Source organism: Acerihabitans sp. TG2 (genome assembly GCF_035013185.1).
GTDB lineage: Bacteria > Pseudomonadota > Gammaproteobacteria > Enterobacterales > Enterobacteriaceae > Acerihabitans.
On record NZ_JAYGJO010000016.1, the window covers coordinates 101,814 to 114,005 of the forward strand.

Below are 12,192 nucleotides of genomic sequence, written 5' to 3' on the forward strand. Positions count from 1 at the left end.
TCAGCTCAACAGACGCAGGTAGTCTATGAAAATAGTAATAGCACCGGATTCTTACAAAGAGAGTTTATCTGCTTTGGAAGTCGCAACGCAGATTGAACAGGGATTTCGTGACGTGTTTCCCGATGCCCATTACGTTAAATTACCGGTGGCTGATGGCGGTGAAGGAACCGTGGAGGCTATGGTGGCAGCGACGCAGGGTGAAATTGTCAACGTTCGGGTGACCGGACCATTGGGCGACCAGGTTGACGGTTTTTTCGGCTTGTCTGGGGATAAGCAAACCGCATTTATTGAAATGGCCGCCGCCAGCGGGCTGGAGATGGTGCGAGCCTGCGATCGTAATCCGTTGCTTACCACCTCCTTTGGTACTGGTGAACTGGTTCGCTCCGCTCTGGATTATGGTGTGAAACATTGCATTATCGGCATTGGTGGCAGCGCGACGAATGATGGCGGCGCGGGCATGGTGCAAGCGCTGGGCGGCAAACTGCTGGACCACCAGGGACGGCAAATCGGTTATGGCGGCGGCGAATTGAGCAAACTGGCGCGCATTGACATTAGTCAGTTGGATCCGCGTATTGCACAATGCCGTTTCGAAGTGGCCTGCGATGTGACGAATCCCCTGACCGGCGATGAAGGGGCTAGCGCTATCTTTGGACCGCAGAAAGGCGCTACGCCTGACATGATCACACTATTGGATGCGGGCCTCAAGCATTATGCAGCCATTATCAAGCGCGATCTGGATAAAGATGTCGAACATATCCCCGGGGCTGGCGCGGCCGGCGGCATGGGTGCCGGTTTACAGGCGTTCTGTGGTGCACAACTGCGCAAAGGCATTGAAATCGTCACCGAAGCGTTGGGACTGGACGCCATCGTACGCGACGCGACCCTGGTGATCACCGGTGAAGGGCGCATCGATAGCCAGACCATCCACGGCAAGGTGCCGATTGGTGTGGCGCTGGTGGCTAAACGCTACAATAAGCCGGTCATCGGGATTGCTGGCAGCCTGACCGACGATGTCGGCGTCGTGCATCAGCACGGTATTGACGCGGTATTCAGCGTGCTGTATGAAATTTGTACGCTCGATGAGGCACTGGAAAACGCAGCGCGCAACGTGCGTATGACTGCCAGAAACATTGCCGCCACCATCAAATTGGCTCAGGACATGAATTAACGTTTGATAAAAGGCGCCGAAGCCAGCGCTACATTGTCGAACTCATCGAGCATTTCCAGCCATTCCGGTTCCAGGTCAACCACTGCTGAGCCAGCACGCAGTTGACCTTCGATATCCGCACACAAGCGCTTGAGCTTGGGTACGCCACTGTAGCTGCAACTGCCATGCAGTTTGTGGATTAATGCGCCAATGTGCTCATCGGCGCCGCCGTTCAGGATAGCCACTATCCGTTGTTTTACCTCGGGCAGAAACGCAATTAGCATGGTGAGCAGATCTTGCGCCAGTTCCGGTTTGTTCGCCGCCTGGCGCAGCGCCAATGGCCAATCCAGCGTGCTGTCCATCATCGCGTCTGTCGCGCCGGCGTGATGGCAATAACGTGTCAACAAACGCCGCAGCATTTGCTCATCAATGGGTTTGGCCAAATAATCATCCATGCCCGCGGCTTGCAGCTTCTCTTGTTGGTTGCCCACGCTATGGGCGGTGACCGCAACGATGGGCGTATGGGCATGACCGGGCAGTTGCCGAATCAATTCAGACGCACGCAGCCCGTCGATCTCCGGCATTTGGATATCCATCAAAATAATGTCCACTGAATGCTGGCCGGCGTAGGCCAGCGCCTCACGTGCGTTGGCACATAAAATTGTTTGCCCGACCTGCTCTTGCAGCAGCGCGCCGATCAGCTTGAGGTTAGCGGGATTATCATCTACCGCCATCACCCGCAGGGCTAAGCGTGGCGATGATGTCGTCGGTCGCAGGACAGGCCCGTGCGGCTGCGGGTTTAACAATGGCAGTAAACGGTTGGCTGACACCGGTTTTGTCAGGCAGGCAAAGGCCCCCATGTGTTTAATATGCTCGGCTTCCACCATACTCTGACTGGGTAACACCAGGATAATGCAACTGGAATAGTGGGCGGCCAGCGCCAGTTCGCGCTTAAGATCAATCAGTGAAAGGCGTTGGGTGACGGGTTTGCCGAGCAACAAAAAATCAAAACGTTCTGCTGGCAACTGCTCAAGGGTGGGACTGAAACTGACCATTAATGGTGTGGCTGCCAATATATTCAGCGTCGCCTGCGCGGCAGCAGGATTATGTTCGACCAAAGCCATCCGTTTAGTGCGTAGGTGTTGATACGCGGGTGGAACATCATCCGCGCCACCGTCGATCTGCAGCGGAATCTGAAACCAGAACGACGACCCGCAATTTTTTTCACTGCGAAAGCTGATAGACCCCCCCATTTCCTTAACCAGCTTTTGGGTGATCACCAAACCCAGACCGGTACCTCCGTGGCTGCGGGTAATGCTGGCATCCGCTTGGCGAAATGCCTGGAAAAGCTGCGATTGCTGATCTTCGGCGATGCCGATACCCGTATCATGGATCTGCATTTCCAATTCCATCTGGTGATGGTCCGCGCTGTGCTTTTCGATACGAATATCAATATTGCCCTGTTCGGTAAACTTAATCGCGTTGCCCAACAGATTGGTCATCACCTGCTGCAGGCGCAACGGGTCGCCGATCACCCGATCGGGGACGTCCTGCTGGACGTCGAGGGTGATTTCCAAACCTTTTTCATGGGCGGTTTGCGCCAATAAGACAATCACATCATCAAATGTGCTGCGCAACGCGAAGGGGATGGCTTCTAACATCAATTTTCCCGCTTCCAGTTTGGAAAAGTCCAGCACGTCGTTAATGATATCCAGCAGAGTGGTTCCAGAGCGTTCAATGGTGTGTAAATAATCGCGCTGGGTGGGCGATAGTGAGGTCTTGAGGGTCTGCCGAGTGAAGCCGATCACCCCATTAAGTGGTGTGCGCAGTTCATGAGACATGTTGGCCAGGAATTCGGACTTAATACGTACCGCTTCCTGGGCACGTTTTTTCGCCAGATCCAATTCAACATTTTGAATCTCCATCTGTTCAAGGGTTTCCCGCAGATCTGACGTGGCCTGATCAATATTTTGCTGCATCTCTTCATGATAGGCTGCCAGTGACACGGCCATCGAGTTAATGCCATTTTTCAACATAGCCAGCTCGCCAAGCATATAACCTTCTACCCGGCTATCAAGTTGGCCGCGGCGGATGCGGTCAACGGTATTGACCATATTGCGGATGGGGCCGGTCACATCGCGCATCAGGCGATAGGCGAACAACATGGCGATGCACAGACACAACAACAGAAGTAAGGTCGAGACCAATGCCGCTTCATATTGCTGTACCCGCACCGAATCCAGATTGAGTTCTAGGGTGATGTAACCTAGTGGGGCCAGGGTGGCGGTCTGATTCCCCGCGGAAGGTAAATCATCCTCGGAAACGATTGGCGTGCGCATAATCAACGCGCCGCCCTGATACTCCAGTGTCATCTTTTGGGGGAGAGGGCTGCCGGCGGGAAGCTGCAACTGGCGGATATTCTGGTGATAGTTCGAGGAAACAAACAGCTGATTATTGGCGTCAAACACGTTGATGGAACGCACGATATTTGAATGATGGCGGTGCAGTAGGTTAACCAACTGTCGCACCGAATCCCGGTTATGCAATGTCATCCCGTTAACGCTTGCCATCGCCAGAGGGTCGATAATACTCGCGCCGGCACTCACCACCTGGTTTTGTAACTCGTGATAGCGATGAACCACGAAAAATGCGCTAAGCAGTAGACCGATCAATAACGTCGGGGCCAAAATCAGTATCATCATCCTTGCGCGCAAGCTGTATTTGGTCATAGCGTTCCGATATGGGAGAATAGTAAACCGGATCTCCTGGAAACCCGTTTAAACAATTATGGCGCAATTCTACTCTGCAAACCGTCGCGTGGCGACACAGCAAACCCTTAGTGTAACCTGCCATGATTTAGATAATTTCGGCCAAGGTGTGGCACGTTTCGCAGGTAAAACCGTGTTTGTCGCCAACCTGTTGCCCGGCGAAAGCGCTCAGGTGCGCATCACCGAGGATAAGCGCCAATTTAGCCGCGCACGGGTCACTAAACGGCTAAATGACAGCCCGCAGCGGGTAACACCCCGTTGTCCGCACTATAATGAATGCGGTGGCTGCCAGCAGCAGCATATCGCGCAGGCACTGCAACAAAGCAGTAAAGCCGCCACGTTGCAAAAACTGCTGGTACGGGATACCGGCGCGGTCATCGATAGTGTTGATATCGTTGGCGGCGCGGGCTACGGTTACCGACGGCGGGCGCGCCTAGCACTGGACTATCGGCAGAAAAACCGAGGCCTGGCGATGGGCTATCGTCAGGCTAAATCCAGCGAGGTGGTGGATATCACCTGTTGCCCTATTTTGCGTACGGAACTGGAGCAACTGCTGGTGCCGCTAAAAAATTGCCTGTCCGGTCTGGCGGCGGTGAAGCGCCTGGGACACGTGGAATTGGTGATGGCGGATAATGGGCCGCTGGTGATTCTGCGCCACCTGGATGCCTTGAGCAGCGCCGATCGCGCGCGCCTGCTGGCGTTTGCCGAGGCGCAGCGGGCAATGTTGTGGCTGGCGACCGACGGTGATGCCATGGAATGCCTACAGGGTGAGCCGCCGGTGTACTATATTGACGATTTGCGACTACAGTTCAGTCCACGGGATTTTATTCAGGTGAATGCCGAGGTTAATCGGCAAATGGTGGACTTGGCGCTGGAATGGCTGGCACCACAGGCTGGCGAACGGGTACTGGATTTGTTTTGCGGCATGGGCAATTTTACCCTGCCGCTGGCCAAACGCTGCGCCCAGGTTATCGGCGTGGAAGGGGTTGCGGCGCTGGTGGCGAATGGGCAATATAATGCTCAACGTAATTTACTGAACAATGCACTTTTCTTTCAGGCAAATTTGGAAGAGGACGTGTCAACACAGCCTTGGTACCACCAGGGATTTGATAAAATATTGCTTGATCCGGCACGTGCCGGAGCCCTGGGCGTCATGTCACGGATTGCCGCCTGGTCGCCCCGGCGTATCGTCTATGTGTCTTGTAATCCCTCAACACTTGCTAGGGATAGCCAAGCGTTGATGTCGTCAGGGTATACCCTGGCGCGCGTGGCTATGCTGGATATGTTTCCGCATAGCGGACATCTTGAGTCGATGACGCTGTTCCTGAAAAATACCGGGGTCAGTGCAAAGTAGGGAGTGGATATGGTTGCGGTAAGAAGTGCGCATTTGAACACCGCGGGAGAATTTGTCCCGGAAGACTGGATAGCCAGTCTGGGTCTTTCTAACCCGCAGTCAAGTGAGCGGCTGGCCGAAACCTGGCGTTACTGCGAGCAAACGTGCAAAAACCACGTCGACTCCGCGCTGTTGCTTTGGCGTGGCATCGAGATGGTGGAAATCCTGTCCATGCTCAGTATGGACTGCGATAGCCTGTGCGCGGCCATGCTGTTCCCCCTGGCCGATGGCAAGGTGGTGGAAGAGTCGGTGCTTGAAGCGACGTTCGGCAAAAAAATCGTCGATTTGGTACATGGTGTGCGCGATATGGATGCGATACGCCAGCTAAAAGCCACCCATAACGACGACACCATGGCGCCCGAGCAGGTGGATAACGTGCGGCGCATGCTGCTGGCCATCGTCGAGGATTTTCGTTGTGTGGTGATTAAGCTTGCCGAACGTATCGCCCATCTGCGGGAACTCAAAGATGCACCGGAAGATGAGCGGGTGTTGGCGGCCAAAGAGAGCTCCAATATCTACGCGCCGTTGGCCAATAGGTTGGGCATCGGCCAACTGAAATGGGAACTGGAGGACTTTTGCTTCCGTTATCTGCATCCCGACGAATATAAGCGCATTGCCCAGTTACTGCATGAACGGCGTATCGACCGTGAACAGTATATTGATGATTTTGTCGCCAGCCTGCGTGACGCCATGAAAGAAGAAGGGATAAAGGCCGACATCTATGGCCGGCCTAAGCACATCTACAGCATCTGGCGCAAGATGCAGAAAAAATCCCTTGAATTCGATGAACTGTTTGACGTACGAGCAGTACGGGTGGTGGTGGAGCGCTTACAAGATTGCTACGCCGCCCTGGGGATTGTGCATACCCACTTTCGTCATTTGCCCGATGAATTCGATGACTATGTTGCCAATCCCAAGCCCAACGGTTACCAATCCATCCATACCGTGGTACTGGGCCCGCGTGGCAAAACGCTGGAGATCCAGATCCGCACCCGGCAAATGCATGAGGACGCCGAACTTGGCGTGGCGGCCCATTGGAAATATAAAGAGGGCACCACCGCCACCACCGGCGTACGCTCCGGCTACGAAGAACGCATTGCCTGGCTGCGCAAACTGCTGGCCTGGCAGGAGGAGATGGCGGATTCCGGGGAAATTCTCGACGAAGTGCGCAGTCAGGTGTTTGACGATCGGGTGTATGTATTTACACCCAAAGGCGATGTTATTGATCTGCCCGCCGGTTCGACCCCGCTGGATTTTGCCTACCATATTCACAGCGATGTCGGCCACCGCTGCATTGGCGCCAAGATCAGCGGGCGCATTGTGCCCTTTACCTACCAGTTACGCATGGGCGATCAGGTGGAGATCATCACCCAAAAGCAGCCCAATCCCAGCCGCGACTGGTTAAATCCCAATCTTGGTTTTGTCACCACCAGCCGTGGCCGCTCGAAGATCCACAACTGGTTCCGCAAACAGGACCGGGATAAAAATATCATCGCCGGCCGTCAACTGCTCGACGATGAACTGGAACACTTGGGGTTAAGCATCAAGGAAGCGGAACGCCTGCTGCTGCCGCGTTATAACGTCAATAGCCTCGACGAGCTGCTGGCGTCGATTGGCGGCGGCGACGTGCGCATCAATCAGATGATCAACTTCCTGCAAGGCAAGCTGAACAAACCCAGCGCCGAGGAGCAGGATCGCGAGGCACTCAAGCAACTGGCCCTGCGGCCGACAACAGTTCCACGTTCGAAAGACAATGGGCGGGTCGTGGTGGAAGGTGTTGGCAATCTGATGCACCATATCGCCCGCTGCTGCCAGCCGATCCCCGGCGATGAGATCACCGGTTTTATCACCCGGGGACGCGGTATTTCCATTCATCGGGCCGACTGTGAACAATTGGCGGATCTGCAGGCTAACGCGCCGGAACGCATCGTCGACGCGGTCTGGGGTGAAAGCTACTCCAGCGGTTATTCGCTGGTGGTCAGGGTGGTAGCCAACGATCGCAGCGGTCTGCTGCGCGATATCACCACCATTCTGGCCAATGAGAAGGTCAATGTGTTGGGCGTAGCCAGCCGCAGCGACACCAAGCAACAACTGGCCACCATCGACATGGATATCGAAATTTACAATCTTCAGGTTCTGGGCCGTGTGTTGTCCAAACTGAATCAATTGCCGGACGTCATCGACGCCCGCCGCCTGCATGGAGAATAATATGTCCGGTTCCACCCTGGGTGCCAACCCACTACCGCGCCTGTTGGCCATCATGACCCGTCTGCGCGACCAGGAACACGGCTGTCCTTGGGATCGGCGCCAGACCTTCGATACCATCGTGCCTTACACGCTGGAGGAGACCTACGAAGTTATTGATGCTATTGCCCGGCGCGATTACGACGATTTGCGCGGTGAACTGGGCGACCTGCTGTTCCAGGTGGTGTTTTACGCTGAACTGGCGCGTGAGCAGGGCAAGTTTGATTTTGCCGACGTGTGCAATGCCATCAGCGACAAACTGGAGCGCCGCCACCCGCATATTTTCACCCTGACGGACGGTGCCGAGGAACACGGTCAGGCACATCCTGGGCAGTGGGAAAATATCAAGGCGCAGGAACGGGAGAGCAAGTCCCTGTTGTCTCCTCTGGACGATATCCCTGATGCGTTGCCGGCGCTGATGAAAGCACAAAAAATCCAGCAGCGCTGTGCCAGCGTCGGATTTGACTGGACTACGCTGGGGCCGGTGCTGGACAAGGTCTATGAAGAAATCGACGAAGTGATGCATGAGGCCCGCCAAGTGGTGGTGGATGAGGACAAGCTGGAGGAAGAGTTGGGTGATCTGTTGTTTGCCACGGTGAATCTGACCCGCCATTTGGGTAAAAAAGCCGAAACGGCGTTGCAAAAGGCCAATCGTAAATTTGAACGCCGTTTTCGCCAGGTAGATGAGATCATCCAGTCTCAGGGACAAAGTTTGCACCAGGCCAGCCTCGAGCAGATGGAAGCGGCCTGGCAGCAGATAAAACAGCAGGAAACGGGCGCGTAGCGAAATCACATTTAGCAAAACGAACGTTTGTGGCGGATTCCCGCTTAAGGTATACTATTTTCCCGTCTTGGTTATTCCGTCTTTACACCCAAAATCTCAGGTTCAGCATGACAACTAATTATATTTTTGTAACCGGCGGGGTCGTATCCTCATTGGGTAAAGGTATTGCTGCAGCCTCGCTGGCAGCCATTCTCGAAGCCCGTGGACTCAACGTTACCATCATGAAGCTGGACCCCTACATCAATGTGGATCCCGGCACCATGAGTCCGATCCAGCATGGTGAAGTGTTCGTCACCGAAGACGGTGCAGAAACCGATCTGGACCTGGGCCACTACGAACGTTTTATCCGTACCAAAATGTCCCGGCGCAACAACTTTACCACCGGGCGCATCTACTCCGATGTGCTGCGTAAAGAACGTCGTGGCGACTATCTTGGCGCCACCATTCAGGTGATCCCCCATATTACCAATGCCATTAAGGAACGCATCCTGGAAGGCGGCGAAGGCCATGATGTGGTGCTGGTGGAAATCGGCGGCACCGTGGGTGATATCGAATCTTTGCCGTTCCTGGAAGCCATACGCCAGATGGCAGTGGACGTCGGGCGCGAGCACACGATCTATATGCACCTGACCCTGGTGCCTTATATGGCAGCGTCGGGAGAGGTCAAAACCAAACCTACCCAGCATTCGGTCAAGGAACTGTTGTCCATCGGTATCCAACCGGATGTATTGATTTGCCGCTCTGACCGGTCAGTGCCCAATAACGAGCGGGCAAAAATTGCTTTATTCTGCAATGTGCCGGAAAAAGCGGTTATTTCTCTTAAAGACGTTGATTCAATTTATAAAATTCCAGCCCTATTGAAATCACAGGGCCTGGACGATTACATTTGTAAACGATTCAGCTTGAACTGTCCCGAAGCCAACCTGTCCGAGTGGGAGCAGGTGGTTTATGAACAAGCCAATCCGGGCGGAGAAGTGACCATCGGCATGGTGGGCAAATACGTCGAGCTGCCGGACGCCTATAAGTCGGTGATTGAAGCGCTGAAACACGCCGGGCTGAAAAACCGCCTGACGGTGAATATCAAGCTTATCGACTCCCAGGATGTGGAAACCCGCGGCGTCGAGATTTTGAAGGATCTCGATGCGATCCTGATCCCCGGTGGGTTTGGTTACCGGGGCGTGGAAGGTAAAATCCTGACCGCGCAGTATGCGCGCGAAAATAAGATTCCTTACCTGGGCATCTGCCTGGGGTTACAGGTGGCACTGATTGAGTTTGCCCGGCACGTAGCCGGCATGGAAGGCGCCAACTCCACGGAATTTGTGCCAGACTGTAAGTATCCGGTGGTCGCGTTGATTACCGAATGGCGCGACGAGAATGGCATCGTCGAGCAACGTAATGAACAAAGCGATTTAGGTGGCACCATGCGCCTGGGTAGCCAGGTGTGTCAGCTTACCGAAGGTAGCCTGGTCCGCGGCATGTACGGCGAATCCAGTATCGTCGAGCGCCACCGTCATCGTTACGAAGTCAATAATATGCTGTTGAAGCCCATTGAAGCCGCTGGCCTGCGTATTGCCGGATTATCGGGTGATAACCAACTGGTTGAGATTATCGAATATCCCGATCATCCGTGGTTTGTGGCCTGTCAGTTCCACCCCGAGTTCACCTCGACGCCCCGGGACGGTCATCCGTTGTTTACCGGCTTCGTTAAAGCGGCCGGTGAGTTCCAAAAGCGTCAGATGAAATAAAAATGCTACGGCGGGCGGCGCGCGGTCTTTCGCGACCGCGCGTGGTTTGCCAGGAATTTTGTTTTAACTTGTACTGAGGAAATACTAATGTCCAAAATTGTTAAAGTCATCGGCCGTGAAATTATCGACTCACGCGGCAATCCGACTGTTGAAGCAGAAGTACATCTGGAAGGCGGTTTTGTTGGTTTGGCCGCCGCACCGTCGGGCGCCTCTACTGGTTCGCGCGAAGCGCTGGAACTGCGTGACGGCGACAAATCCCGTTTCCTGGGCAAAGGCGTCACCAAAGCGGTTGCCGCTGTTAATGGCCCGATTGCCGCAGCCGTGCTGGGCAAAGACGCTAAAGACCAGGCCAATATCGACCAGATCATGATCGATCTCGACGGTACTGAAAACAAATCCCAGTTTGGCGCCAACGCCATCCTGGCAGTGTCCCTGGCTGCTGCCAAGGCTGCGGCTGCGTCCAAGGGCATGCCTTTGTACGAACATATTGCTGAACTGAACGGCACCGCCGGCAAGTTCTCTATGCCGTTGCCGATGATGAACATCATCAATGGCGGCGAACATGCCGACAACAATGTCGACATTCAAGAATTCATGATTCAGCCGGTAGGCGCTAAAACCGTCAAAGAAGCCATCCGTATGGGTTCTGAAGTGTTCCACAACCTGGCTAAAGTGCTCAAGGCCAAGGGTCTGAACACCGCAGTGGGTGACGAAGGCGGCTACGCGCCTAATCTGGAATCCAACTCCGCTGCCTTGGCTGCTATCAAAGAAGCCGTGGAAAAAGCCGGTTATGTACTGGGTAAAGATATTACCTTGGCCATGGACTGTGCTGCTTCCGAGTTCTACAACAAAGACACCGGTAACTATGAGCTCAAAGGCGAAGGCAAAACCTTCACCAGCCAAGAGTTCACGCATTACCTGGAAGGCTTGACCAAAGAGTATCCGATTGTCTCCATCGAAGATGGCTTGGACGAATCAGATTGGGACGGCTTTGCTTATCAGACCAAAGTGATGGGCGACAAAATCCAGCTGGTCGGTGATGATCTGTTCGTCACCAATACCAAGATCCTCAAAGAAGGTATCGACAAGGGTATTGCCAACTCGATCCTGATCAAGTTCAACCAGATTGGTTCGTTGACCGAAACCCTGGCTGCCATCAAGATGGCCAAGGATGCCGGTTATACCACCATCATTTCTCACCGTTCCGGTGAAACCGAAGACGCCACCATTGCCGATCTGGCCGTGGGCACCGCCGCCGGCCAAATCAAGACCGGTTCCATGAGCCGCTCTGACCGCGTAGCCAAATACAACCAGCTGATTCGTATCGAAGAAGCGTTGGGCTCACGCGCACCGTTTAATGGTCTGAAAGAAGTGAAAGGCCAGGCGTAAGCCATGGACAAAACGACCTGAAATAAATAGCCCCGCCCTTGGAGTAATCTGAGGTGGGGCTTTTTTATGGGTTAACGATATCAACTTCAATCGACATCAAACGTTTCGGGAATCCTGTAATCAATGACTGCATCCGTCACTGGAAGACGAACAAGGCTGCCTGATTAAGGCAGCCTTGGAAAGGGAAGTCACTATCTGATGATGAAGGCTATTGAAGCATTAACCAGACAAATTCCCACTAAGCTTCACCAGGCCGAAGAGGTCTTGGCTCTATATTTGGAGCAACCCAAAATCTGGCTTCATAGTTTGCTCCCTGCCAAGTAACCCTAGAGAACTGGACATAAGCTCTGCCTGTTTGCCATTCCGGGTAGACCGGTGGTGGCGGCGGAGGAGGCGGTGGATTTGGACCACCGCCTCCTTGTTGTGGTCAACAATTTCCGGACAGTAAATTAGACTTATTTTCAGCTGATACGGGTGACATACCCAGGTTATAGCTGTGTGGTCTGATTTTGTTGTAATAACGCATCAGGTAATCTCCCAAGTCTTTCTTAGCCGCCCAGATATTGGGATAACCTATTTTCGGCATCCATTCGCTTTTCAAACTTCTGAAGAGCCTTTCCATCGCTGCGTTATCATAACAATTACCACGACGACTCATGCTTTGCGTCATCCGGTAGCGCCACATTCGCTGACGGAAGGCCCGGCTGCCAAATTGACTTCCT

Annotated in this window: 8 protein-coding genes; 6 read left to right on the plus strand and 2 right to left on the minus strand. The window is 54.0% G+C overall.

What is annotated here, in order from left to right:
• The first annotated feature begins 25 nt into the window (after positions 1-25).
• Positions 26-1,168 (plus strand): glycerate kinase, encoded by a 1,143-nt coding sequence (locus SJI19_RS15095; protein WP_323479088.1) that lies wholly within the window; start codon positions 26-28, stop codon positions 1,166-1,168.
• Here the strand turns inward: SJI19_RS15095 and barA are convergent.
• Complete coding sequence (barA, locus tag SJI19_RS15100) at positions 1,165-3,876, minus strand: two-component sensor histidine kinase BarA (protein WP_323479089.1); 2,712 nt, start codon at positions 3,874-3,876, stop codon at positions 1,165-1,167. The two genes, SJI19_RS15095 and barA, sit on opposite strands and share 4 nt — an antisense overlap.
• 58 nt (positions 3,877-3,934) lie before the next feature.
• On the opposite strand from barA, the gene rlmD reads away from it, so the two are divergent.
• The 5 genes from rlmD (at position 3,935) to eno (ending at position 11,470) form a co-directional block, all read left to right on the plus strand.
• Positions 3,935-5,269, plus strand: coding sequence for a 23S rRNA (uracil(1939)-C(5))-methyltransferase RlmD (gene rlmD / locus SJI19_RS15105; RefSeq protein WP_323479090.1), 1,335 nt, complete (start codon positions 3,935-3,937; stop codon positions 5,267-5,269).
• A 9-nt stretch (positions 5,270-5,278) separates the two neighbouring features.
• Positions 5,279-7,516 (plus strand): GTP diphosphokinase, encoded by a 2,238-nt coding sequence (gene relA, locus SJI19_RS15110; RefSeq protein ID WP_323479091.1) that lies wholly within the window; start codon positions 5,279-5,281, stop codon positions 7,514-7,516.
• A 1-nt stretch (position 7,517) separates the two neighbouring features.
• Complete coding sequence (gene mazG, locus SJI19_RS15115; RefSeq protein WP_323479092.1) at positions 7,518-8,336, plus strand: nucleoside triphosphate pyrophosphohydrolase; 819 nt, start codon at positions 7,518-7,520, stop codon at positions 8,334-8,336.
• 107 nt (positions 8,337-8,443) lie between these two features.
• On the plus strand, positions 8,444-10,081 hold the full coding sequence (pyrG, locus tag SJI19_RS15120) for a glutamine hydrolyzing CTP synthase (RefSeq protein WP_323479093.1): 1,638 nt from the start codon (positions 8,444-8,446) through the stop codon (positions 10,079-10,081).
• Between the two features lie 87 nt (positions 10,082-10,168).
• A complete protein-coding gene (eno, locus tag SJI19_RS15125; RefSeq protein WP_323479094.1) occupies positions 10,169-11,470 on the plus strand; it encodes a phosphopyruvate hydratase in 1,302 nt (433 codons plus the stop codon).
• A 427-nt stretch (positions 11,471-11,897) separates the two neighbouring features.
• Here eno and SJI19_RS15130 read toward each other — a convergent pair.
• The coding region (locus SJI19_RS15130) for an integrase core domain-containing protein (protein ID WP_323479095.1) at positions 11,898-12,192 on the minus strand (295 nt) is incomplete at its 5' end.

What these genes read in the sequence shown, in the direction of transcription:
- SJI19_RS15095 (WP_323479088.1), top strand. Translation starts at nt 26, where the DNA reads ATGAAAATAGTAATAGCACCGGATTCTTACAAAGAGAGTTTATCTGCT.
- barA (WP_323479089.1), bottom strand. Translation starts at nt 3,876, where the DNA reads ATGACCAAATACAGCTTGCGCGCAAGGATGATGATACTGATTTTGGCC.
- rlmD (WP_323479090.1), top strand. Translation starts at nt 3,935, where the DNA reads ATGGCGCAATTCTACTCTGCAAACCGTCGCGTGGCGACACAGCAAACC.
- relA (WP_323479091.1), top strand. Translation starts at nt 5,279, where the DNA reads ATGGTTGCGGTAAGAAGTGCGCATTTGAACACCGCGGGAGAATTTGTC.
- mazG (WP_323479092.1), top strand. Translation starts at nt 7,518, where the DNA reads ATGTCCGGTTCCACCCTGGGTGCCAACCCACTACCGCGCCTGTTGGCC.
- pyrG (WP_323479093.1), top strand. Translation starts at nt 8,444, where the DNA reads ATGACAACTAATTATATTTTTGTAACCGGCGGGGTCGTATCCTCATTG.
- eno (WP_323479094.1), top strand. Translation starts at nt 10,169, where the DNA reads ATGTCCAAAATTGTTAAAGTCATCGGCCGTGAAATTATCGACTCACGC.